The sequence below is a fragment of the Nocardioides sp. Root240 genome (assembly GCF_001428825.1).
Taxonomy (GTDB): Bacteria; Actinomycetota; Actinomycetes; order Propionibacteriales; family Nocardioidaceae; genus Nocardioides.
Genome location: NZ_LMIT01000010.1, coordinates 257723 through 281543 on the forward strand (window position 1 = coordinate 257723; position 23821 = coordinate 281543).

A 23821-nucleotide genomic window follows, 5' to 3' on the forward strand; every position below is an offset into this window, starting at 1 on the left:
GTCAGAGGGGCTCGAGCTCGGCGGGTGCCGCGGGGGTGAGGGGGGCGAGGGAGTCGAGGGCGGCGAGGGGGGCGACGACGCGGGCGACGGACTCGCGGGCACCGCGGGTGAGCAGGAGCACCGGCAGCAGGAGGGCGACGGTCATGGAGCCGAGCACGATGGCGTAGTAGGCGCCGTGCAGCGAGGAGTCGAGGGGGGCGACGAGGCCGAGCAGCATCGAGACTCCGACGAGGGCGCCCATCAGGTGCGGGCGGAGCCGCTGGGTCGCGAGGAACGGCGGCAGCATCAGGAAGTACCAGAGATGCACGACCGGAGAGAGCAGCACGAAGGCGCTGCCCGCGGCGGCCACCCCCGCGAGCGCCGTACGACGCGAGCCGGTGTCCCAGCGCAGCGCGACCCACGCACCGATCCCCAGCGCGGCCAGCAGGCCCAGGGCGCGGACCAGGTCGCGGAAGAAGGCGGGCTCGGTGCCGACGCCCAGGTGCAGCGCGAGGAAGTCGAGCACGCCGCCGACGAGGGTGGTCGCGGACAGCGGGGTGTTCACCTCGCCGGGGACGGTGAGCGCGTGCAGCCAGCCGTTGCCGAGGCCGGTCATCACGCCGAGGCCGAGCAGCGTGCCGACCGAGACCGCGGCGACGGCGGCGAGGCGGCGCAGGCGCGGCAGGAGCGCGGCGCCGACGGGCAGCGAGACGAGGGCGATGCCGACGCACACCAGGCCGCCGGGCACCTTCACGCCGGCGGCGACGCCGGCGAGCATCGCGCCCCACACCCAGCCGCGCTCGGCGGCGACGACGAGGGCGGCGGCCATCAGGCCGACCATCAGCAGGTCGTTGTGGAGACCGGCGACGCCATTGGCGACCATCAGCGGCGACACCAGGACGACGGCGGAGGCGACCGCCGGGTTCGCGCCGGTCCAGTGGGCCAGCCGCGGCACGGACCAGGCGAGCAGGGCGAGCCCGACCAGCGCGAGGCAGCGGTGCGCGACGACCAGGATCCACGGGTTGCCGGTCGTGCCGGCGACCATCGCGCCGAAGAACACCGGCACCGGTCCGTACGGCGTCGCGGTGTCCCACCACAGCGGGTCCACCGCCTGCACGATCGGCGGCGCGGTGAGCCAGGTCGGCAGCGGCAGGAAGTTGTCGGGGGCCAGCGCACCCGGCCCCCACTGGTACGGCGAGAGCCCGACCCGGGCGAGCATCCCCTGGGCGGCGTAGGACCAGCCGTCCCGCGAGAAGAGCGGCGGTGCGAGCACGAGCGGCGCGCACCACACCGCCGACGCGAACCGGACCAGGGCGACCCCGTCCTGCGGGTCGCCGGTCTCCCGGTCGCCGACCGCGACGGTGCGGCACAGCTGCAGCCAGGCGCTCGCGAGCAGCCCGAGCCCGGCCAGGACGAGCACCAGCCCGAGCATCCGGCCGACCTCGTGGCCGCGCAGCGAGCCGAGGAACGCCAGGCGCAGCACGGGTGTCGACTGGGGCAACGTGGAGGTGACGAGACCGCCGAGGAACACCAGCACCCCACCGACGAGTCCGCGCGTGATCACGAAGCGGACCGTAGGGGCTCCCGGCATCGGGAGGTTGAACGGCGGGGCAACGGTGCGGGTGGGCCTCTACAGTTCGGCGCATGGGTCTGTTCACGCCGGTCGCGATCAAGCTCGGCTCGCAGCCGTGGATGCCGAAGTTGCTCCCCCAGATCACCTGGACCGACCAGCACCTGCAGCGCCTCACCGGGCGCCGGGTCAGCCTCGTCGGCCTCGCGGGACTCCCGAGCCTGCTGCTGACGGTGAAGGGCCGCAAGAGCGGGATCCCGCGCTCCACGCCACTGCTCTGCGTGCCGTGGCAGGGCGGATGGCTGATCGCCGGCTCGTCGTTCGGCGCCCCGAAGCCGCCGGTGTGGTCGGCCAACCTGCGCGCCGCCGAGACGGTCGAGGTCGACTACCACCGCCGCCACCACGTCTGCACCTGGCGCGAGCTGACCGGCGAGGAGAAGGACCGCGCGTGGGGGCACATGGTCACCGTGTGGCCCAACTACGACAAGTACGTCGAGTGGACCGACCGGGTCATCCCGGTCTTCCTCCTCACGCCCACCACTTAGGACAGGCTTTCCGTCCTGAGGCCAGCCTTGCTTTACCCTGCTGGGCATGGGGGAAGGCACGGTCGGTGCACCGTTGGTCGCGGGCTTCGCGACCGACCTCGCGCGCCACGGTGACCGCCCCGCCCTCAGGACCGCCGACCGCTCGGTGACCTACGCCGAGCTCGACCGCCTCGCCGCCTCCTCCCGGGACGCACTCGAGGCGCTCACCCCGGCCGGCAGCCGGCACCTGGTCCGCCTCACCCCGGCCCCGACGATCGAGTTCGTCGTCGCCTGGCTGGCCGCCCTGACCGGCGGCCACACCACCCTCCTCACCGGCGACGCGGGGATCGCGGCGGCGTACGCCACCTCGATGGCGTACGACGAGCACGGCTGGTGCCCGACGGGCGTCACCGCGCCGGAGCTCCACCCCGACCTGCGGCTGCTGCTGAGCACGTCCGGCTCGACCGGCTCCCCCAAGCTGGTGCGGCTCTCGGCCGACAACCTCGCCAGCAACGCGACCGCCATCGCGTCGTACCTCGGGCTGGGCGCAGGCGACCTCGCGCTGACGACCCTCCCCCTCGACTACTGCTACGGCCTCTCGGTGCTGCACAGCCACCTCGCGGCGGGCGCAGCGCTCCTCCTCGACGACCGGTCGGTGACCGAGCCGGCCCTGTGGGCCGACGCCCGCCGTCACGGGGTGACCTCGTTCGCCGGCGTGCCCTACACCTTCGACCTGCTGGGCGCCGCCGGCTGGCCCGAGCTGCCCACGCTGCGCCAGGTCACCCAGGCCGGCGGCCGGATGTCCCCCGAGCGCGTGCGCACGCTGGCCGAGCAGGGCAGGGTCGAGGGCTGGGAGCTGGTCGTCATGTACGGCCAGACCGAGGCGACCGCACGGATGGCCTGGCTGCCGCCGCACCTGACGACCACCCACCCGCACGCCGTCGGCATCGCGATCCCCGGCGGCAGCCTCCGGATCGACCCCGTCGAGGGTGCGGAGCCCGGCGTCGGCGAGCTGGTCTACGCCGGCCCCAACGTGATGATGGGGTACGCCGAGTCGCCCGCCGACCTCGCGCGTGGACCCGAGCTGGACGAGCTGCGCACCGGCGACCTGGCGCGGATCGGGCCGGACGGCCTGGTCGAGATCGTCGGGCGCCGCTCGCGCTTCGCCAAGCTGTTCGGGCAGCGCATCGACCTCGACCGGGTGCAGACGCTGCTCGCCCTGGGCGGGCACGAGGCCGGGTGCGCGGAGGCCGCCGACGCCGAGCAGCTCGTCGTCGCCGTTCCGGGTGCGGCGGACGGGCCGGCGCTCGCGGAGGTGGCGGCCGCCGTCGTGGTCGACACCGGGCTCCCCGCGCATGCCGTCCGCGTCGTGCCCGTCGACGACCTGCCGCGGCTGCCCAACGGCAAGCTCGACACGCAGGCCGTCGCCCGTCTGGAGGCCGTCGCCGAGGGCGGCCACGACTCCCCGGTCCGCTCGCTCGTGCGCCTCTACGGCCGGGTCCTCGGCCGCGACCTCGTGGGACCGCAGGACTCCTTCGTGACCCTCGGCGGCGACTCGTTGTCGTACGTCGAGCTGTCGCTGCGCCTCGAGCGCCGGCTGGGACGGCTGCCGTCGGACTGGCAGGAGCACACCATCGCGGACCTCGCCCTCCTCGACGGCGATCCCGCCACCGGGACGACGAGGCAGCGCCGGTTCGCGCGCATCGACACGACGATCCCGCTGCGCGCACTCGCCATCGTGATGATCGTCGGCTCCCACACCAACCTCTGGCTGCTCGTCGGCGGAGCCCACGTGCTGCTCGCCGTCGCCGGCGCGAACTTCGCCCGGTTCCACCTCACCGACGAGCACGCGCGCCAACGCCTGCGCCGCGTCGGGCGTGCGGCTGCCCGGATCGCGGTCCCCTCCGTCGCCTGGATCGGCGCCGTCCACCTCGTCACGGGCGACTACCCGTGGCGCACGGTGTTCCTGCTCAACGACCTGCTCGGCGGCGCCCGCTGGTCCGAACCCGCCTGGCACTTCTGGTTCGTCGAGGTGGCGCTGGTGCTCGCCGTCGGCGCCGGCCTGCTCACCTCGGTCCCGCGCGTGATGGCACTCGAGCGCCGGCACCGCTTCGCGCTGGCCGTGGGGCTGACCGCGGTCGCGCTCGTCCCCCGCTTCTGGGCCACCGCGTCGTCGTACGACGGCGACGTGATCCACTCGTCGGTGTTCGTCGCGTGGCTGTTCCTGGGCGGCTGGGCCGCTGCGGTCGCCCGGACCGTGCCCCAGCGGGCCCTGGTGAGCGGCCTGCTGCTGCTCGGCACGTGGGGCTTCACCGGCGACACGCAGCGGGACCTGATCATCGCGATCGGCGTGCTCACGCTGGTCTGGCTGCCGACGGTTCCGTGGCCGCGGGCCCTGATCGGCGTGACCGGAACGCTCGCCAGCGCGTCCCTCCACATCTACCTGACCCACTGGCAGGTGTACCCGCACCTGGAGAACCGCTGGCCCCTCGGCGGCCTGCTCGCCTCGCTCGCCATCGGCGTCCTCGCGTGGCGCATCGGCGAGCGGATCCCTTCATGGACCCGCCTGATCGAGCGGCCCCGACCCCACCACTACGCTCCGAACCACACCATCCGACAGGAAGCCCGATGAAGAAGCAGCTCGTCCGTGCCGGCCTCGGCGTCGCCGCCCTCACCCTCCTCGCCCCGCTCCTGGCCGCCTGCGGCGACGACGAACCGAAGCTGGTGATCTACAACGCGCAGCACGAGCAGCTGCTCAAGGAGCTCGCGCCGGAGTTCACCAAGGAGACCGGCATCGAGGTCGAGCTGCGCAACGGCAAGGACCTCGAGCTGTCCAACCAGCTGGTGCAGGAGGGCAAGGCGTCGCCCGCCGACGTCTTCCTGACCGAGAACTCCCCCGCCATGTCGCAGGTCGAGGCCGCCGGGCTGTTCTCGAAGCTGCCGAGCGACATCCTCGACGTCATCCCCGCGCAGTACCGCCCGCGCAGCGGCCTGTGGACCGGCTTCGTCGCCCGGTCCACGACGCTCGTCTACAACACCGACCAGGTGGAGGAGTCCGACCTGCCAGCGTCGATCCTCGACCTGGCGAAGCCGGAGTGGAAGGGCCGGATCTCGTTCTCGCCCACCGGCGCCGACTTCCAGGCCATCGTCGCCGGGATGCTCGACCTCGAGGGCGAGCAGACCACCAAGGCGTGGCTCGAGGGCATCAAGGCCAACGGCAAGGTCTACGACGGCAACAACCTCGTCCTCGAGGCCGTGAACTCGGGCGAGGTCGAGGTCGGCATCGTCTACCACTACTACTGGGAGCGCGACCACAAGGAGAGTGGCGACGTCAGCGACCACTCCTCCCAGTACTACTTCGGCAACCAGGACCCGGGTGCCTTCGTCAGCGTCTCCGGCGCCGGCGTGCTCGCGTCCAGCGACATGAAGACCGAGGCCGAGAAGTTCGTCGAGTTCCTCGTGAACGAGAAGGGCCAGCAGGTCCTGGCCGACAGCTACGCGCTGGAGTACCCGCTCAACCCGGCCGTGCAGCTCGAGGGCGTGGCCAAGCCGTTCGACGAGCTGCAGCCGCCGGACGTCAACGTGTCCGACCTGGATGCCAAGAAGGTCGTGGACCTCATGACGGAGGTCGGCTTCCTCTGATCGGCACCGCCACCGCCCGCACCACCCGCGCGACCCCGGCCCTCCTGCTCGTCGGCCTGGCCGTCGCCGGCCTGGCCCTCGTCCCCCTCGGCTACGTCCTGTGGACCACCGCCGAGCTGGGGCCGGGCGAGGCCGGCGAGTTCCTGTGGCGACCCCGGATCGGCGAGCTGCTCTGGAACACCTCCCGCCTGCTCGTGGTGGGGGTGCTGACCAGCGTGGTCGTCGGGGTCGCCGGGGCGTGGGTGGTCGAACGGACCGACGTACCGGGTCGGGGGTGGTGGCACGGTCTGCTGTGCGCGCCGCTCGCCGTACCCGCGTTCGTCAACGGCTTCGGCTGGGTCTCCACGACCCACGCGGTGCAGTCGTTCCCGGGCGCGGTGATGGTCGTGACCCTGTCGTACTACCCGCTCGTCCACCTGCCGACGGTCGCCGCGCTGCGCCGGCTCGACCCGGCGGTGGAGGAGGTCGCGACGGCGCTGGGCAAGGGTCCGTGGCAGGTCTTCCTGCGCGTCACGCTGCCGGCGATCAGCCCGGCGGTGCTGGGCGGGGCACTGCTGGTGGGCCTGCACCTCCTGGCGGAGTACGGCGCCCTCCAGCTCCTCAACTACCCGACCCTGACGACCGCGATCCTCCAGCAGTACGCCACCGTCTTCAACGGCCCGGCCGCCACCCTGCTGGCGCTCGTGCTGGTCACCTTCTGCCTGCTCCTGCTCGGCATCGAGGCGCTGCTGCGCGGGCGCCGGCCGCGCTCGCGGGTGGGCGCCGGAGCGAGCCGCGAGATGGTCCGGATCCCGCTCGGCCGGAGGCGGCCGGTCGTGCTCGTCGCCCTGGCGGGGCTGGTGGTCTGGTCGCTCGGCGTCCCGCTCGTCGCGCTGGCGCGGTGGCTGGTCCGCGGTACGTCGACCGGGCTCGAGACCGGTGAGCTGACCAGCGCGCTCGGCAACACCCTGCTCCTCGCGGTGCTCGGCGGCGCGGTGACGACGGTCGCCGCCATCCCGGTGGTCTGGCTCGCCGTCCGCCACCGCGGATGGCTCACCACCACCATCGAGCGCAGCGTCTACACCGCCAGCGCGATGCCCGGCATCGTGATCGCGCTCGCGCTGGTCACCGTGTCGATCCGCGCGGTCCCCGACCTGTACCAGACCCTCGCGCTGCTGGTCGCGGGCTACCTGATCCTGTTCCTGCCGCGCGCGGTCGTCAGCGTCCGCGGCACGTTCGAGCTGGTGCCGCCCGGCCTCGAGGAGGTCGCGCGCAGCCTGGGCTGCAACGGTCCCGAGGTGGCCCGGCGCGTGACGTTGCCGCTCGTCCTACCCGGTCTGGCGTCGGCGGCGGCCCTCGTCGCGCTCGCGGTCTCGACCGAGCTGACCGCGACCCTGCTGCTGTCGCCGATCGGCACCGAGACCCTCGCGACGAAGTTCTGGTCCGACGCCTCCTCGATCGAGTACGGCGCCGCCGCGCCCTACGCCCTGGCCCTGATCGTCCTCTCCATCCCGTCCACGTGGCTGCTGGCCCGACTCTCGACAAGGGGGCGTTGATGACCGCGCTCGAGATCCGCGGACTCGCCGCCGGCTACGGCCGCACGACCGTGCTGCAGGGACTGGACCTCACCGTCGCCGCCGGCGTGACCGCGATCCTCGGCTCGTCGGGCTGCGGCAAGACCACCCTGCTGCGTGCCGTCGCCGGCTTCGTGGAGCCCAGCGCTGGCTCGATCACCGTCGCCGGTACGCCGGTGGTCGGCGACGGGCGCACCGTCCCCGCCCGACGTCGCGGCCTGGGCTACGTCCCGCAGGAAGGCGCGCTCTTCCCGCACCTCACCGTCGCCCGCAACATCGCCTTCGGTCTGCCCCGCGCAACCCGCCGAGGGGCGTCCGTCGCCGGTGTCGTCGAGGAGGCGCTCGCGATGGTCGAGCTGGACCCGTCGACCGCATCGCGCTACCCGCACGAGCTGTCCGGCGGCCAGCAGCAGCGGGTCGCGCTCGCCCGCGCGCTCGCCCCGCGGCCCAGCCTGGTGCTGCTCGACGAGCCCTTCTCGTCCCTCGACGCCGGGCTGCGCGAGGAGACCGGACGCGCGGTCGTCCGGGCCCTGCGGGCGGCCTCGGCCGCCGCCGTACTGGTGACGCACGACCAAGGCGAGGCCCTCTCGCTCGCCGACCAGGTCGCGGTGATGGCCGCCGGCCAGTTCCTCCAGGTCGCCCCGCCCGCCACGGTCTACCTCGAGCCCGCCGACCCGCGCGTCGCGTCCTTCCTCGGCCACGCCTCACTCCTGCCCGGCACCGTCGACGGCGAGGGCAGCGGCACCTGCGCCCTCGGTGTCGTCCGGGTCCGCGTGGCGGCCGGTCAGGGCGCCGGGGCGGCCCAGCTCGCCGTACGCTCCGAACAGCTCCAGATCCGCACCGACGGCTCCGGTACGCCGGGCGAGGTCGTCGACGTCAGCTTCTTCGGCCACGACGCCACCATCCGGCTGCGGCTCGCCTCTGGCGAGGAGGTCGCCGCCCGCACCCCTGCCGACTCCGTTCCGCAGGCGGGCGACCGGGTCGGCGTGGGCGTCGTGGGCGAGGTCGTGGCCTTCCCGGGCTGACCCTCAGCAGGCGGAGGCGCGGGAGCAGGGGGACGAAGGTCCCCCCGTACGACGGCATCGTGGCCCTGCTCGCCGACGACCTCCGCGACGAGGCTGGTGAGACCAACCCGGCACGAACGAGGGGAACCGAAACCCCCGGAACGGAGCAGCGATGTCCACCCTGCACAAGGCCGGCGCCCAGCCCGCCACGCTCGACGTGATGGTCGAGCGCGACATCATCACCCACAGCGCGGCCCGCCGCGGTCTCGCCGTCCTGCGCATCGGGTTCGGGCTCACCTTCCTCTGGGCGTTCCTCGACAAGCTCCTGGCCCTCGGCTACGCCACCGGCGCCAACAGCGAGACCGGTGCGGTCGACCGCTTCGGTCCCGACGCGTGGATCCACGGCGGCAGCCCGACGTTCGGCTTCCTGAGCTTCGGCGTTCCCGCGGACAACCCGATGCACGACTTCTTCAACGGCATCGCCGGGGACGCGTGGGCGGACTGGATGTTCATGATCGGCCTCGCCGGCATCGGCATCGCCCTGACGCTCGGCATCGGCGTCCGGGTCACGGCCGTCGCCGGCGGCGCGCTCTACCTGCTGATGTGGCTGGCCTCGCTCCCGCTCGAGAACAACCCGGTGATCGACGACCACCTGATCGGTGCGGTCGCGGTCGTCGTGTTCGCCCTGACCCTCGCCGGCGACACCTGGGGACTCGGCACGACGTGGGCGAGGACGCGGCTCGTGCGTCGCTTCCCGGTCCTGCGCTGACCCCGCGCGACCTCGACGGCCCGTCCCCCCGGGGCGGGCCGTCGACGTACGCCGACCCGCGCGCCCTCAGCCGCTGAACCAGCCGGAGGCGCCGACCTCCTGGCCGCGCCGCGGGACGTACTGGTCGAAGTAGACCTTGGCGATCAGCTCGCGTCGCGACCGGACGTCGGCCTTGTCGAAGACCGACTTGAGGTGGTCCTGGACCGTGTACGACGACAGGTGCAACGTCTGCGCGATCTCCTTCGTGTCCACGCCCTGCAGCACCAGCTGGGTCACGTCCCGCTCGCGGGTGGTCAGCCCGAAGGCGGCCACGACGAGCGAGACGATCTCCGGCGGTCGCGCCTCCTCGATGGTCAGCACGATGTCGCCGTCCCGGTCGTTGAACGCGCTCAGCGGTCCGGCCTGGAGCACCAACCACATGCCGCCGGGCGTCCGGACCCGGCAACGCGCCGGGTCCTGGGACTCGCCGCGGGCGTAGCGACGGGCGGCCGCGATCAGGCCCGCGACGACGGACGGTACGGCGTGGGCCGGACCCATCGCCATCTCGTCCAGCCGGTGCTGGGCGGCCGGCGTGAGCTGGGTGATGGCGTTGTCGGGGCCCACGATCACGACCGCCGGGCCGGACGGGGTGACGCCGTCCCCGAGGGCGGGGGCGGGCACCTCGGCGAGGCGGGCGAGGACACCGGTGCGCACGCCGCGGGCGAAGGGCGCGGCGAGGGAGGCGATGAAGGCGACCTCCTCGGCGTCGAACGGACGGTCGTCGGAACCGCGGAACAGGCCCATGCCGCCCCAGACCTCCCCGCCGGAGCGGTAGGTCACACGCAGCTCGTCGCGGTAGCCGAAGTTCGGCAGGTGGAAGTCCGCCATCCGACGCGACCGGCCGATCTCCCCGCCCGTGAGCAGGTGGACGCTGGCCGCGGACATGTCCGAGCGGGCGAGCTCGATGAAGGAGGTCGCCTCGGGGTCGCCGTACTCGATCAGGCCGAACTCGTGGTCGCGGCTGTCGGTCTCGCTCAGGTCGCCGAACTTGCGGGCGGTCGTCAGCATCACCGTGCTGGGGTCGTGGGTACCGACGCAGGCGCTCACCCACGGGACCGCTCGTCGTACCGACTCCACGGCCTCGGCCAGGAAGGTCTCGAGGTCGAGCCCGGCGCGCGCGACCACGTCGACGTCCTGGCGCACACGCTCAGCGGTCAGTCCTCGGGCCATGGCAGCAGTGTGACCGAAGGCCCCGCGTCCGCGGTATCCCACATTTCTGGGGAGGGCTCGATCCCAGCCGCGTACGGCGGAAATTCACCCGCGCCCGTGGGATGGTCCGCGCCGTTCCGGCAGCCTCAGATTTGCCCCATGACAACGACTCCCGACATCGCTCCCCTCACCCGCCTCGCCTCCGGTTGCGAGGTCCACCTCCCCGGCAGCGCCGGGTACGACGCGGCCCGCACGCCGTGGAACCTCGCCGTCGACCAGCGCCCGGCCGCCGTGGCCGTGCCCCGCACCGTCGAGCAGGTCCAGGACGTCGTCCGGGCCGCCGCGGCCGCCGGCCTCCGGGTCGCGCCGCAGAGCACCGGCCACGGCGCCGCGGCCCTCGGCGAGCTCGAGCTCGGCGGCGTCGTGATCGTCCGGCTCTCCGAGCTCACGGGCGTCACCGTGGACGCGGACACCCGCACCGCGCGGGTCGTCGGCGGCACGCTCTGGCAGGACGTGGTCGCGGCGGCGTCGTCGTACGGCATGACGGCGCTGCACGGCTCGGCTCCCGACGTCGCGGTCGCCGGGTTCGTGCTCGGCGGCGGGCTCTCCTTCTACGGGCGCCAGCACGGCCTCGCCGCGAACGCGGTGACCGCCATCGAGATCGTGACCGGCGAGGGCGCGCTGCGGCGCGCGTCGGCCACGGAGAGCCCGGACCTGTTCTGGGCGGTCCGCGGGGGCGGCGGCAACTTCGGCGTCGTCGTGGCGATCGAGCTCGAGCTGCTCCCCCACGCCGACGTGTACGCCGGCATGCTGCTCTGGGACCGCGAGCGGGCGCCCGAGGTGGTCCCCGCCTGGGTCGCGTGGACGCGGACCGCGCCCGAGAGCGCGACCACCTCGTTGCGGGTGATGAGCTTCCCGCCGCTGCCCGAGCTGCCGCCGTTCCTGTCCGGGCGCGACCTGGTCGTCATCGACGGCGCCGTGCTCGAGTCCGACGACGACGCGGCCGCACTGCTCGCACCGCTCCGTGCCCTCGCTCCCGAGATGGACACCTTCGGCCGGATCCCGGCCACCGCCCTGCTCGAGGTCCACATGGACCCGCCCGGCCCGTCGCCCGCGGTCGCCGACCACAGCGTGCTCGGCTCCCTCGACGCGGCCGGCGTCGAGGTCTTCCTCGAGCAGGTCGGCCCGGGCACCCGCACCGGCCTGCTCGCCGCCGAGCTGCGCCACCTCGGCGGCGCCCTCGCCCGCCCGGACGCACGCGGCGGTGCGCTCTCGGCGATCCCCGGCGAGTACGCGCTCTTCTGCGTCGCGATGGCTCCCGAGCCGCAGGCCGCGGTGGCCGGACGGGCCGCCGCCTTCGGCGTGGTCCGCGCCCTCTCCGCGTGGTCGCGCGCGAACCTGGTTCCGACCTTCACCGAGACCCGGGTCGACTCGAGCCGGTTCTACGACGGCGAGGACTGGGCCGCGCTGTGCCGGGCCCGCGACGTGGCCGACCCGAACCGGGTGTTCGTCGCCAACCACGGCCTCTGAGTCACCCGACCCGCAGATGCGCCGAGGGGCCCGGTCCTGGTGGACCGGGCCCCTCGTCGTACCCGTGGCAGATGCAGGATTCGAACCTACGTAGGCAATGCCGGCTGATTTACAGTCAGCTCCCTTTGGCCGCTCGGGCAATCTGCCGGGCTTGTCACCGACCCGTTCCCTGCCTATGGAACGTTCCTGAGTTGGAAGGTCGGCGACGACGCGAAACAATAGCGCAGCAGTACCGTCCAGCCGAAAACCTCAACGACGCGCAGGTGACCACCATGGCCGACTCCTCCTTCGACATCGTCAGCAAGATCGACCGCCAGGAGGTCGACAACGCCCTCGGACAAACCGCGCGCGAGATCTCCACCCGCTTCGACTTCAAGGGCACCGGCGCCACCATCGAGTGGAAGGGCGAGCAGGCCATCGAGATCAGCGCCTCCGCCGACGACCGCGCGAGCGCCGTGCTGAGCGTGTTCCAGGACAAGCTGATCAAGCGCAACCAGTCGCTCAAGATCCTCGACGCCTCCGAGCCGCGCCAGTCCGGCCAGGTCTCCAAGATCGGCATCACCCTCAAGGAGGGCATCACCTCCGAGGACGCCAAGAAGATCTCGAAGCTGATCCGCGACGAGGGCCCCAAGGGCGTCAAGGCGCAGATCCAGGGCGACGAGCTGCGGATCTCCTCCAAGAAGCGCGACGACCTGCAGGCCGTCCAGGCGCTCGTGAAGGGTCAGGACTACGACTTCGCGGTGCAGTTCACCAACTACCGCTGACCCCTTCCCACCCGTGACCCGCGACCGCGCCTTCCTCGTCGCGATCGGGGCGGTGACCCTCGGCCTCGCCGTGCTGACCGGCCTGATCGTCGCCGTCGCGTACGCCGGCCAGGGCGACACCCTGCCGCCGCCGGCCCGCACCGGGCCGGTCGGCGGGCCCACCGCCGCCGCCACCGTGGGGCGCGCCCAGGGGCAGTCCGGCGTGGTCGCGGACCCGTACCGCCCGGACGACGCCTGGCTCGCGAGGACGTCGGCCGCGACGAGCATCCCCGTGCGGGCGCTGTCGGCGTACGCCCGGGCCCACCTGCAGGTCGCGGCCGAGCAGCCCGACTGCAAGGTCGCGTGGAACACCATCGCCGCGCTCGGCGGCATCGAGTCCGCGCACGGCTCCATCCACGGCTCGGTGCTCGGCACCGACGGCTACCCGAGGCCCGCCATCCGCGGCCCGGCGCTCGACGGCGGCGCGTTCGGGTCCGTGCACGACACCGACGGCGGCTCGCTCGACGGCGACACCCGGTGGGACCGCGCCGTCGGCCCGCTGCAGTTCATCCCGTCGACCTGGGAGACCTGGGCCGCCGACGCCAACGGCGACGGCATCGCCGACCCGAACCAGATCGACGACGCGGCCCTTGCCGCGGGTCGCTACCTCTGCCACAGCGGCGAGCTCGACAGCCCGGAGGCCTGGCGGCAGGCGGTGTTCAGCTACAACCACTCCGACGCCTACGTCGCCGACATCGCGCAGCTGGCGAACACCTACGCCGAGCGGGCGCACTGAGGCACTCAGGCCCAGAGGTCATTCGAGGACGATCTCCCGCAGCCCCTGCTGCGACAACACGAACAACGCCGGCCCCTCCCCCGACGCTGCCGTCTCGATCTCGACTCGCTGCGCGATCAGCAGGTCTGCCATCGCCGCGCCGGCGAGATTGCCCGACGTCAGGCAGATGGCACGCACACCGTGACGGATCAGGGCCTCCCTCTCCCCGGTGCGATACCGGATCCGCTCGTCCTTCCTCACGAGGGATGCCGTAGTGCTCAGCGAGGGTGACGACATCCCAACCGTCGGCACGCAGGGCGCGCGGCACCGCGATCCGGCCCAGGCTCCGATCGAGGAAGAACCGGGGCACGGTCGCGGAACCCTGGTCCCGCTAGTGCACGGGGAGAAGCGTCGCCAGGACGTCCTCCAGGTCGGACCGCGGGATGCCGAACTCCTCGGCGACGACGCTCAGGTCGCGCTCCGCCCGGAACAGCGACAACACGTCCTCGAGGCGGGCACCTCCCCGGCTGAAGATCGGTTGTCCGAAGGAACGCCGAACGTCAGCGACGACCTCGGCACGGCTGAACCCGGGAAGCGGCAGCGCCTGAGCGAACCCGTCGTCACCGAACACGATCCGTTGGAGGTAGCTCTCGACCGCGTCGGCGAACACCCGCTGACCGTCCCGGACGACGACCAGCTCGCGCACTGCTGCGCTCTCGCTCGGGTCGGCCGTCGCCGCGTAGTCGAACAGCACCTCGGCTCCGTCCGTGAACAACCGGTCCGACGCCAGAGCGTGCGGGAGCCCCATCTCCTTGGCCAACACCTCCAGAGCGGGGCGAATCCGTTGGAGCGGCACACCCGAACGTCGGATGGCCGCCAACGCGTAGCCCTCGGCCAGCCCGACGAACGGGATGTCCGGCGACCGGGCCCCCTCCTTGGCGACGGCAGTGATCACGGGAATGCCGACCACCTCGCGCCCGGCGCGCACGACCCGGTAGCCGCGTGCCCAGTTGCGGAACGTCGTCTCCGACAGCCCGAGGAAGCGCGAAGCCTCGGACTGGGTGTAGAGCGGCGCGTCGAACTTGTCGACGGCCGCCGGCATGTCGAGAACAGTCATCGCGTCTCCCTCCCCGAGTTCCATCATGGCGCACGCGCCGATTCAATGACCGGTTCTCCACAGCCGAGGGACTGACCCACCCGGTCACCACGCGGCGCGCAGCACCGCCTCGACGGCGTCCGCGTCCGTCGCCCCCGGGTTCGGGTACGGCGACGCGGCCACCCGCTCGGCGACGGCCCGCAGGCCGTCGGCCGGGACCCCGAGGTCGCGGAGGCGCCGCGGCCCGTCGTACGACGCGGCGAGAGTCGCGATCGCCGCGGCGGGGTCTCCCCCGGCGATCGCCGTCAGTCGCGCAGCGGCCGCGGGGGCGGCGGGGAGGTTGTGGCGGACCACGTGGGCGAGCAGCAGGGTGTGGAGCTCGGCGTGCGGGAGGTCGAAGGTGCCGCCGAGGGCGTGGGCGAGCTGGTGGTGCAGGCCCATCCGGACGGTGGCGAGGCAGGTGCCGGCGAGCCAGGCGCCCTCCTGCAGCGCGGTCCGGCCCGCGACGTCGCCCGGCGAGGCGAGCACCGCCGGGAAGGACGACAGCAGCAGGCGCGAGGCCTCCGTCGCGAGCGCGTCGCTGACCGGCGTCGCGTCCGGCGCCCACAGCGCCTCGACCGCGTGGGCCAGCGCGTTGACGGCGCTCGTGAGCGTGAGGCCGACGGGCATGCCGAGGGTGAGCTCGACGTCGTAGACGACGGTGCCGGGGAGCAGGCCCGCCTCGCGGCGGGTCTCCTTGACGCCGTCGCGGGTCTCGCCGAGGACGGGCGTCACCTCGGAGCCGGCGTAGGTGGTCGGCACCGCGACGTGCGGGATGCCGGTGCGGGCGACGACCGCCTTGCCGAGGCCGATCGCGGAGCCGCCGCCGATGGTGACGACGGCGTCGACGCCGGAGGCCTCCACGACCGCCATCGCCTCGTCGGTCACCGCCACCGGCGTGTGCACGACGGCGCCGTCGAAGCGGGCCGCCGCGCGCTCGCCGAGCGCGGCCCAGACCTCGTCGCGGGCGGACCGGGCGGAGCCGGTCGCGGCGACCAGCACCCGGCGGGCGCCGAGCCGCGCCACCTCGTCCGGTACGGCGTGCCGGGCCCCGGCTCCGAGCAGGACCCGCGACGGCGCGGTCTCGTGGACGATCACCATGGCACGACGCTATCGGGCATCATGCGGCCATGAACCCGTCGGCCAGCATCACCATCGACGCGCCCATCGACCAGGTCTGGGCGGTCATGCTCGACACGGAGCGGTACGGCGAGTGGAACCCCTTCGTCGAGCGCGCCGACACCGCGCAGCCGGCGGCCGTCGGCAACCCGATCGTGCTGCACGTGGTCTGGGCCAACGGCCGGCGCACCCGCTCCCCCGAGCGGATCACGGCGCTCGACGGTCCGACCACCGACCCCGCCACCGGTACGACGACCGCTGTCATGTCCTACGTCTACGAGGGCCTGCCGTCGAGGCTCGGCCTGGTCCGGGGCGTGCGCCACCAGCGGCTCACGCAGCAGGCAGGTGGGCCGACGTCGTACGACACCGTCGAGGAGTTCTCCGGCCCGCTCGTGAAGCTCGCCGGGCCGGGCCGGGTGGCGGACGGCTTCCGCCGTCACGCCGAGGGCCTCAAGCGTCGCGCTGAGGAGTGGACGGCTTCCACCCCGGAGGGATGAGCTCGCTGGAGTTCCGCGCCGCCCACAGCGCGAACCCGAGGACCGCCGCGCCGCAGACGATGTCGGCGACGACGTGGGTCTGGCGCCACCAGACCATGTCGCTGGCACCGGGCACGGTGTAGTGCAGGATGCCGATCAGGCCCGAGAGCGAGTAGCCGGTCAGGAAGATCGCAGCAGTCGTGATGTGCCGGCGGAACCACAGCAGCAGGCCGATGCCGCCGAACGCGGTGAACAGGAACCAGGCGAAGGCGACCAGGCCGGCCGAGGGCGCCGGGATCGTCGCGTCGTCCGCCGGCAGCGGGTAGTCGTCGTAGTTGACATAGTTGTCGACGTAGTGGACGACCGAGACGACCAGCGCGATCCCGAGCAGCCAGCACAGGACCCTGGTCGCTCGGAGGTAGCTCACCCGCTCAGCCTAGGGGGAAGACGGTCAACCGCTTGTAACTCGGTGTCCGGGTGTTCTGCCACGGAGTCCTGACCGGTCAGGACTCCGTGGCAGTAGGTACGAACACCGAGTTACAAGCAGCAGCGGACTCAGGCCGTGGCCACGCCGAGGCCGGCGCCGATGACCGGCACGGACGTCGCGCCCGTCGTCGGGCGCAACCACACCTTGGCACCCACGTCGAGGTCCAGCGCCCGGGCGTGGGTGCGGGACAGCACGACGAGTGCGGGGTCGGTCTGGCCCTCGACCTCGACGGTGAAGCGGACCTCGAAGCCCACCCGCAGCGCCCGGACGATCACGCCGGCGAGCGCGTGGGGCGCGCCGGGGGTGGTCGACAGGTCGATGTCGTGCGGACGGAGGCGGACGCCGCCGAGTTGGGTGACCTCGCCGAGGAAGCCCATGACGAAGTCGTTGGCCGGCTCGTCGTACAGCTGGTCGGGGGTGCCGATCTGCTCGATCCGGCCCTCGTTGATGACCACGATCTCGTCGGCGACCTCGAGGGCCTCCTCCTGGTCGTGGGTCACGAAGACCGTGGTCACGTGGACCTCGTCGTGCAGGCGGCGCAGCCAGTCGCGCAGCTCCTTGCGGACCTTCGCGTCGAGTGCGCCGAACGGCTCGTCGAGCAGCAGGACCGACGGCTCGACCGCCAGGGCGCGGGCCAGCGCGAGGCGCTGGCGCTGGCCGCCCGAGAGCTGCGAGGGCAGCCGGTGGGCGAACTGCGACAGGTGCACCAGCTCGAGCAGCTCGGCGACCTTGGCCTTGATCTCGGCCTTGGGACGCTTGCGGATCTCGAGGCCGAAGGCGACGTTCTTCGCGACCGTCATGTGCTTGAAGACGGCGTAGTGCTGGAACACGAAGCCGACGTTGCGCTTCTGCGGCGGCAGCCGGGTCGCGTCGGTGCCCTCGATCTCGACCGAGCCGCCGTCGGCGGACTCGAGGCCCGCGATGATCCGCAGCAGGGTGGACTTGCCGCCACCGCTCGGCCCGAGCAGGGCGGTCAGCTGGCCGGTGGGCAGGGAGACGTTGATGTCCTGCAGTGCCACGAAGTCGCCGTACGACTTGTTGACACCGCGTACTTCGATGCTCATGAGTGATCCTCCTTGCGGATCAGGGAGACCACCACGAGGGCCAGCACGGAGGCGAGCACGAGCACGAAGGCGGCGGCGTACGCCGTGGGCTCCTCGTAGTTGGTGTAGCGGTTCTGGATGAGGAGGGTGGCGGTCTCGCCACGGAGCTCGGCGCCGGGGCTGACGATCTTCACCGCACCGAACTCGCCGAGGGAGCGGGCCATCGACAGCACGACGCCGTAGATCACGGCCCACTTGATGCTCGGCAGCGTGATCCGGCGGAAGGTCTGCCACCCGCTGGCGCCGAGGCTGCTCGCCGCCATCTCGGCGTCGGTGCCGATCTCCTCGAGGACGGGCACGATCTCGCGGATCACCAGTGGGAGGCTCACGAACGCGGTGGCCATGATCAGGCCGGGCGTCGTACCGATGATGAAGATGCCGACCCCCTCGAGCGCCTCGCCGAACCAACCCTTGCCGGTGCTGTAGGCCAGGACCAGCGCGAGACCGACGACGACCGGGGAGACCGACATCGGGAGGTCGACGAGCACGGAGAGGATCCGCCGCCCCGGGAACTGGTAGCGGACGATGAGCAGCGAGATGCCCACCCCGAACAGGGTGTTGATCAGCACTGCCCAGAACGCCACGGTCCCGGTGAGGTTGAAGGCGTAGCTCACCGACGGGTCGCTGAGCCGCTCGAGGAACGCGGAGATGCCGCCCTCGGCGCCCTCCTTGGTCGGCGCGAACGTCTGCTTGCCGACCTCGTAGAGCGGCCAGATGACCAGCACGGCGAGGTAGGTGATCACGAAGATCCGCAGGAGGTAGGTCACCGGTCCCTTGCGGGCCCGGATCTCTCGGGTGTCAGCCACGACGCGCCACCCTTCGCGAGATGACGTCGAGCGCCACGATCGTCAGCACCGCCACGATCAGCAGCAGTACCGCCACGGCGGCCGCACCGTCCTGGTTGTCCCCCTCGAGGAACTTCAGGATCTTCAGCGAGGCGACCTCGGTCTCGTACGGCGTGTTGCCCGAGATCAGCACCAGCGAGCCGAACTCGCTGATGGCGCGTGCGAAGCCGAGCGACGAGCCGGCCGCGATCGCCGGCACCAGGCTCGGCAGGATGATCCGGCGGAAGGTCGTGAACCGCGAGGCGCCCAGCGACGCCGCGGCCTCCTCGACGTCCGCGTCCAGCTCGATGAGCACCGGCTGGACGGTCCGTACGACGAACGGCAGGGTCACGAAGAGCAGGGCCAGGAAGATGCCCTGCCGGGTGTTCACGATGTTGACCCCGACCGGGCTGTCCGGTCCCCAGAGGCTGAGCAGGATCAGGCCGGCGACGATCGTCGGCAGCGCGAACGGGATGTCGATGACGACGTCGAGCAGCCGCTTGCCGAAGAACTGGTCGCGGACCAGCACCCACGCCACGATCGTGCCGATCACCGCGTTGGCGAGGGTCACCAGCAGCGCCTCGACCACGGTCAGCCGGAGCGCGGCGAAGGTCTGGGCGTCGGTCAGGGTGTCCCAGAACGCACCCCAGCCGCCGGCCGCAGCGGCGCCGATGACGGCGGCGAGCGGGATCAGCACCAGGACGCTGAACCACACCAGCGCGACGCCGAGGCCGATGCCCGACGAGGCGGTCAGCGGGAAGCGCCCCGAGCTGGCCTTGACACGGCCCGAGGGCCGGCCCCGTGAAGGAGCCGGCCCTGCGGGTGGAACGAGGGTGTCCGTCACTGCTTCGTGGCCTCGGCGTACAGCTTGTCGAAGCGGAGCTTCTCGCCGTCCTTGCCGAACCACTCCTTGTTGATGGCGCTCCAGCCGCCGAGGTCCGCGGCGGTGCTGAGGTCGGCCACGGCCGGGAACGGGTTGGCCGGGTCGTTGGCACCCTGCACCTCGACACCGGCGATGTCGACGCCGGTCACCGGGCGGAAGCCCTTCGACACGAAGGCCAGCTGGCCCTCGTCGCTGAGCAGGAAGTCGAGCCAGTCGGTCGCGACCGGGGCGGCGTCCTTGAGCACGGCGCCCGGGTTCTCGATCTTGAAGGTGTGGTTCGGCACGACGTAGTCGAGGTCCTCGCCGTTCTGCTTGGCCAGGATGGCCTCGTTCTCGTAGGTCAGCAGGACGTTGCCCACGCCCTTCTTGAAGGCCTCGGTCGCCTCACGGCCGCTGGCGGCCCAGGTGGTGACGCGGGAGAAGACCTTCTTGAGGAAGGCGTCGGCCTCGGCCTCGGTGGCACCGGTCGACTTCGCGTAGGTGTAGAGCGCGAGGACGTTCCACTTCGCCGAGCCGGAGCTGGCGGGGTCGGGGGTGACGATCTTGACGTCGTCGCGAGTGAGGTCGCTCCAGTCCTTGATGCCCAGCGGGTTGCCGGCCTGGGTCGCGATCACGGCCACGGAGCTGGAGACGATGCCCTTGGTCTCGCCCTGGTTCCAGCTCTCGTCGACCAGACCGGCGTCGACGAGGCGGGTCATGTCGGGCTCGAGGGAGAACACGACGTAGTCGGTGTCCTTGCCCTTGGTGTCGACGACCTTGCGGCTCTGGTCGCCCGAGGCGCCGTAGGAACCGGAGAACGTCACGTCCTTGCCGGCCTCGGTCTTGTTGAACTCCTCGGCCGCAGCCTTGTTGGCCGCCTCCGGGACGGCGAAGCCGACGATGTTGATCGTCTTGCCGCTGTCGTCGCTACCACCGTCGGTGCTGGCGCAGGCGGACAGCGCCAGCGCGCCGGTCATCGCCAGGGCCGCAGCCTTGATCACTCGCTTCATGTCATGCACCCATTTCTTGCCGTGTTGCTCTGTGGCGCCTTGCACACTGCAAGGTCGCACTAAATTCGAGTGGAATAATACACATTGGCGAGTTACTAGACACAGTTTGAGACACAGGCCACGTTCGGCGTGGCGCGCACGCTCGCCGGACCGGGTCCGCGGCGCCCATCTGGCGGCATCGCGTGGGTCGGCGGCAGTCGGCCGTCTATCGTGGAGAGGTCGCGGCCCCAGCGGCCCGCGCGGCGAAACTGGACAGGTGTCCACCAAAAGTGGAACGCGTTCTAGATTTGGCCGTAGAATCAGCAGCGCCCGCCCTCGGCCTCGCTCGGAGCAGGCGCCGCACACTGTCATGGAGAGAGTTGGACCGAACGTGAGCCAGACGAAGCAGGTCAAGCAGCTGGACCGGGTGATCATCCGGTTCGCCGGCGACTCCGGTGACGGCATGCAGCTGACCGGTGACCGGTTCACCCAGGAGTCGGCCGTGTTCGGCAACGACCTGGTGACGCTGCCGAACTTCCCGGCCGAGATCCGTGCCCCCCAGGGCACCATCCCCGGGGTCAGCTCGTTCCAGATCCACTTCGCCGACCACGACATCCTCACCGCGGGCGACCGGCCCGACGTCCTGGTGGCGATGAACCCGGCCGCGCTCAAGGCCAACCTCGGCGACCTGCCGCGCGGGGCCACGATCATCGTCGACACCCACGACTTCACCAAGCGCAACCTCGACAAGGCCGGCTACTCCTCGAACCCGCTCGACAAGCTGGGCGAGGTCGACGACATCCTGGCCGGATTCCAGGTCCAGCCCGTCGACCTGACCGGCATCACGGTCGAGGCCGTCAAGGAGTTCGGCCTGTCCCGCAAGGACGCCGCCCGCGCGAAGAACATGTTCGCGCTCGGCCTGCTGTCGTGGATGTACGGGCGCCCGACCGAGCCGACCATCACCTTCCTCGAGCGGAAGTTCGCGAAGGTCGCCGACATCCTCGGCGCCAACATCGCGGCCTTCAAGGCCGGTTGGAACTACGGCGAGACGACCGAGACCTTCGTCGTCCAGTACGAGATCAAGCCCGCCAAGATGCCCAGCGGCACCTACCGCAACATCACCGGCAACCTGGCACTGTCGTACGGCCTCGTCGCTGCGGGCGTGCGGTCGAACCTGCCCGTGTTCCTCGGCTCGTACCCGATCACCCCGGCCTCGGACATCCTCCACGAGCTGAGCAAGCACAAGGCGTTCGGCGTGACCACGCTGCAGGCCGAGGACGAGATCGCCGGCATCGGTGCCGCGATCGGCGCCTCCTTCGCCGGCCAGCTCGCGATCACCACCACCTCGGGCCCGGGCATCGCGCTCAAGTCCGAGGCGATCGGCCTGGCCGTGATGACCGAGCTGCCGCTGGTGGTCGTCAACGTCCAGCGTGGTGGCCCGTCCACGGGCCTGCCGACCAAGACCGAGCAGGCCGACCTGCTGCAGGCGATGTACGGCCGCAACGGCGAGGCGCCGGTCCCGATCGTCGCGCCGCAGTCGCCCGGTGACTGCTTCGCCGCCGCGGTCGAGGCCGCGCGGATCGCGATCACCTACCGCACCCCGGTCTTCCTGCTCTCCGACGGCTACCTCGCCAACGGCTCCGAACCGTGGGCGATCCCGTCCGTCGAGGACCTGCCCGTGATCGACGCGAACTTCGCCACGGAGCCCAACAAGACCGTCACCAACGCCAAGGGCGAGCAGGACACCGAGTTCTGGCCCTACCTGCGCGACGAGGCGACGTACGCCCGTCCGTGGGCCGTCCCGGGCACGCCCGGCCTCGAGCACCGCATCGGCGGCCTCGAGAAGGGCGAGGGCCACGGCAACATCTCCTACGACCCGGCCAACCACGACAAGATGGTCCGGATCCGCCAGGAGAAGATCCAGCGGATCGCCGACTCCCTCCCGCCGCTCGAGGTCGACGACCCGTCCGGCCAGGCCAAGGTCCTCGTCATCGGCTGGGGCTCGACGTACGGCCCGATCGGTGCCGCGTGCCGTCGCGTCCGCCGAGCCGGGTACGACGTCGCGCAGGTCCACCTGCGCCACCTCAACCCGTTCCCCAAGGACCTCGGCGAGATCCTGAAGTCCTACGACAAGGTCCTCGTCCCCGAGATGAACCTCGGCCAGCTCTCCAAGATGCTGCGCGCGGAGTACCTCGTCGACGCCCAGGGCTACAACCACGTCTACGGCCTGCCGCTCAAGGCCGCCGAGCTGGCCGAGGCGATCGGTGCGCTCGTCGGCGAGACCGAGGGCCGCGAGGTCAACCTCGGCGAGCACGGCCTCAACCTTCCTGCCGACCACGAGGAGGCTCCGAACGCATGAGCACCATCGATCTCCCCATGCCGTCCCTCGGCACCGCCCTGGTCCCGACCCTCGCCGAGGGCGAGACCCAGACCGCCAAGGACTTCTCCTCCGACCAGGAGGTCCGCTGGTGCCCGGGCTGCGGCGACTACGCCGTCCTCAAGGCCGTCCAGTCCTTCCTGCCCGACCTCGGCCTGCGCCGCGAGAACATCGTGTTCGTCTCCGGCATCGGCTGCAGCTCCCGCTTCCCGTACTACCTCGACACCTACGGCATGCACTCGATCCACGGCCGCGCGCCGTCGATCGCGACCGGCATCGCCACTGCCCGCGAGGACCTCTCCGTCTGGGTCGTCACCGGTGACGGCGACGCGCTGTCCATCGGCGGCAACCACCTCATCCACGCCCTGCGCCGCAACGTCAACATGACGATCCTGCTGTTCAACAACCGGATCTACGGCCTCACCAAGGGCCAGTACTCCCCCACCTCCGAGGTCGGCAAGGTCACCAAGTCCACCCCCGTCGGCTCGGTCGACCACCCGTTCAACCCGGTCTCCCTCGCCCTCGGCGCCGAGGCCTCCTTCGTCGCCCGGACCATCGACTCCGACCGCAAGCACCTCACCGCGGTCCTCGCCGCCGCAGCAGCCCACCGCGGCACGTCCTTCGTCGAGATCTACCAGAACTGCCCGATCTTCAACGACGGCGCCTTCGACGCCATCAAGGACCGCGACAACAGCCACGCCCTGATCCCGCTGACGCACGGCCAGCCGATCACCTTCGGCGTGCAGGACGAGGCCACCGGCCTCGGCGACAAGGCCCTGGTCCGCGGCGCGGGCGGTGGCGTCGAGGTGGTCGACACCGCGTCCGCCGCGGCCGACGCGATCATCGTCCACGACGCCCAGAACCCGGACCCCTCCACGGCGTTCGCGATCTCGCGGCTCACCGACGCGGGCTACCTCAACCGCAGCCCGATCGGCATCTTCCGCCAGGTCGACCGGCCGACGTACGACGACCAGGCGCGCGCCCAGGTCGCCGTCGCCTCCGAGGCCGTCGCGTCGAAGGGCACCGCCGAGGAGCGCCTGACCGCGCTCATCAACGGCGGCGACACCTGGACCATCGACTGACCGGCCCGCGACGCCGCGAGGAACGAGCGGCGTCGCGGACGGCCGGGCAGATCGAGTAGCGCCGCGCCCGAGGAACGAGGGCGCGACGCG

General features: G+C 71.9%; 22 protein-coding genes and 1 tRNA gene. 12 read left to right on the forward strand and 11 right to left on the reverse strand.

Annotated features, from left to right (window positions below; genetic code table 11):
• Position 1: 1 nt before the first annotated feature.
• Positions 2–1543: a polyprenol phosphomannose-dependent alpha 1,6 mannosyltransferase MptB gene (gene mptB / locus ASE20_RS11345; RefSeq protein WP_056894656.1), complete on the reverse strand. Its 1542-nt coding sequence runs from the start codon at positions 1541–1543 to the stop codon at positions 2–4.
• A gap of 80 nt (positions 1544–1623) precedes the next feature.
• Here mptB and ASE20_RS11350 point away from each other — a divergent pair, with 80 nt between their 5' ends.
• The 6 genes from ASE20_RS11350 to ASE20_RS11375 all read left to right on the forward strand — a co-directional run bounded on the left by ASE20_RS11350 (position 1624) and on the right by ASE20_RS11375 (position 9041).
• Positions 1624–2094 carry a nitroreductase family deazaflavin-dependent oxidoreductase gene (locus ASE20_RS11350; RefSeq protein WP_056894657.1) on the forward strand — a complete coding sequence of 157 codons (471 nt, stop codon included), beginning with the start codon at positions 1624–1626 and terminating at the stop codon, positions 2092–2094.
• A gap of 46 nt (positions 2095–2140) precedes the next feature.
• Positions 2141–4705: an AMP-binding protein gene (locus ASE20_RS11355; RefSeq protein ID WP_056894658.1), complete on the forward strand. Its 2565-nt coding sequence runs from the start codon at positions 2141–2143 to the stop codon at positions 4703–4705.
• Complete coding sequence (locus ASE20_RS11360) at positions 4702–5715, forward strand: iron ABC transporter substrate-binding protein (RefSeq protein WP_056894659.1); 1014 nt, start codon at positions 4702–4704, stop codon at positions 5713–5715. Before ASE20_RS11355 ends, ASE20_RS11360 begins: the two co-directional genes overlap by 4 nt.
• Before the next feature lie 197 nt (positions 5716–5912).
• Entirely contained in the window at positions 5913–7250 is a 1338-nt protein-coding gene (locus ASE20_RS11365; protein WP_225869085.1) for an ABC transporter permease, read from the forward strand.
• Positions 7250–8293: an ABC transporter ATP-binding protein gene (locus ASE20_RS11370; RefSeq protein WP_056894660.1), complete on the forward strand. Its 1044-nt coding sequence runs from the start codon at positions 7250–7252 to the stop codon at positions 8291–8293. The genes ASE20_RS11365 and ASE20_RS11370 overlap by 1 nt, the downstream gene beginning before the upstream one ends.
• 151 nt (positions 8294–8444) lie before the next feature.
• Positions 8445–9041: a hypothetical protein gene (locus ASE20_RS11375; protein ID WP_225869086.1), complete on the forward strand. Its 597-nt coding sequence runs from the start codon at positions 8445–8447 to the stop codon at positions 9039–9041.
• A gap of 66 nt (positions 9042–9107) precedes the next feature.
• Here ASE20_RS11375 and ASE20_RS11380 read toward each other — a convergent pair whose 3' ends face one another.
• Complete coding sequence (locus ASE20_RS11380; RefSeq protein ID WP_056894661.1) at positions 9108–10250, reverse strand: response regulator transcription factor; 1143 nt, start codon at positions 10248–10250, stop codon at positions 9108–9110.
• A 138-nt stretch (positions 10251–10388) separates the two neighbouring features.
• On the opposite strand from ASE20_RS11380, the gene ASE20_RS11385 reads away from it, so the two are divergent.
• On the forward strand, positions 10389–11759 hold the full coding sequence (locus tag ASE20_RS11385) for an FAD-binding oxidoreductase (RefSeq protein ID WP_056894662.1): 1371 nt from the start codon (positions 10389–10391) through the stop codon (positions 11757–11759).
• Positions 11760–11824: 65 nt separating this feature from the next.
• Here the strand turns inward: ASE20_RS11385 and ASE20_RS11390 are convergent.
• Positions 11825–11906 (reverse strand) — tRNA-Tyr (locus ASE20_RS11390).
• A gap of 125 nt (positions 11907–12031) precedes the next feature.
• Between ASE20_RS11390 and ASE20_RS11395 the strand changes: the two genes are divergently transcribed.
• Positions 12032–12523 carry a YajQ family cyclic di-GMP-binding protein gene (locus ASE20_RS11395; protein WP_056895160.1) on the forward strand — a complete coding sequence of 164 codons (492 nt, stop codon included), beginning with the start codon at positions 12032–12034 and terminating at the stop codon, positions 12521–12523.
• A gap of 13 nt (positions 12524–12536) precedes the next feature.
• Entirely contained in the window at positions 12537–13298 is a 762-nt protein-coding gene (locus tag ASE20_RS11400; protein WP_056894663.1) for a lytic transglycosylase domain-containing protein, read from the forward strand.
• Between the two features lie 18 nt (positions 13299–13316).
• Here the strand turns inward: ASE20_RS11400 and ASE20_RS11405 are convergent, their stop codons facing one another.
• The 3 genes from ASE20_RS11405 to ASE20_RS11415 form a co-directional block, all read right to left on the reverse strand.
• Positions 13317–13538, reverse strand: coding sequence for a hypothetical protein (locus ASE20_RS11405; RefSeq protein ID WP_056894664.1), 222 nt, complete (start codon positions 13536–13538; stop codon positions 13317–13319).
• 130 nt (positions 13539–13668) lie between these two features.
• Positions 13669–14394 (reverse strand): DUF433 domain-containing protein, encoded by a 726-nt coding sequence (locus ASE20_RS11410; protein ID WP_157538498.1) that lies wholly within the window; start codon positions 14392–14394, stop codon positions 13669–13671.
• Positions 14395–14478: 84 nt separating this feature from the next.
• Positions 14479–15513 carry a maleylacetate reductase gene (locus tag ASE20_RS11415; protein WP_056894666.1) on the reverse strand — a complete coding sequence of 345 codons (1035 nt, stop codon included), beginning with the start codon at positions 15511–15513 and terminating at the stop codon, positions 14479–14481.
• A 29-nt stretch (positions 15514–15542) separates the two neighbouring features.
• Here ASE20_RS11415 and ASE20_RS11420 point away from each other — a divergent pair, with 29 nt between their 5' ends.
• Positions 15543–16028 (forward strand): SRPBCC domain-containing protein, encoded by a 486-nt coding sequence (locus ASE20_RS11420; protein ID WP_056894667.1) that lies wholly within the window; start codon positions 15543–15545, stop codon positions 16026–16028.
• On the opposite strand, the gene ASE20_RS11425 is transcribed toward ASE20_RS11420, so the two are convergent.
• From ASE20_RS11425 to ASE20_RS11445, 5 genes are all read right to left on the reverse strand, one after another.
• On the reverse strand, positions 15982–16434 hold the full coding sequence (locus ASE20_RS11425; protein WP_056894668.1) for a hypothetical protein: 453 nt from the start codon (positions 16432–16434) through the stop codon (positions 15982–15984). The two genes, ASE20_RS11420 and ASE20_RS11425, sit on opposite strands and share 47 nt — an antisense overlap.
• 128 nt (positions 16435–16562) lie before the next feature.
• Positions 16563–17558, reverse strand: a complete 996-nt coding sequence (locus tag ASE20_RS11430; protein ID WP_056894669.1) for a sulfate/molybdate ABC transporter ATP-binding protein — start codon at positions 17556–17558, stop codon at positions 16563–16565.
• Entirely contained in the window at positions 17555–18403 is an 849-nt protein-coding gene (locus ASE20_RS11435) for a sulfate ABC transporter permease (RefSeq protein WP_056894670.1), read from the reverse strand. Before ASE20_RS11435 ends, ASE20_RS11430 begins: the two co-directional genes overlap by 4 nt.
• Positions 18396–19265 (reverse strand): sulfate ABC transporter permease subunit CysT, encoded by an 870-nt coding sequence (gene cysT, locus ASE20_RS11440; protein ID WP_082612332.1) that lies wholly within the window; start codon positions 19263–19265, stop codon positions 18396–18398. Before cysT ends, ASE20_RS11435 begins: the two co-directional genes overlap by 8 nt.
• Entirely contained in the window at positions 19262–20293 is a 1032-nt protein-coding gene (locus ASE20_RS11445) for an extracellular solute-binding protein (protein WP_056894671.1), read from the reverse strand. Before ASE20_RS11445 ends, cysT begins: the two co-directional genes overlap by 4 nt.
• Before the next feature lie 349 nt (positions 20294–20642).
• Here ASE20_RS11445 and ASE20_RS11450 point away from each other — a divergent pair, with 349 nt between their 5' ends.
• Both ASE20_RS11450 and ASE20_RS11455 read left to right on the forward strand, forming a co-directional pair.
• On the forward strand, positions 20643–22631 hold the full coding sequence (locus ASE20_RS11450) for a 2-oxoacid:acceptor oxidoreductase subunit alpha (protein WP_056894672.1): 1989 nt from the start codon (positions 20643–20645) through the stop codon (positions 22629–22631).
• Between the two features lie 17 nt (positions 22632–22648).
• A complete protein-coding gene (locus tag ASE20_RS11455) occupies positions 22649–23731 on the forward strand; it encodes a 2-oxoacid:ferredoxin oxidoreductase subunit beta (protein WP_225869148.1) in 1083 nt (360 codons plus the stop codon).
• Positions 23732–23821 lie beyond the last annotated feature (90 nt).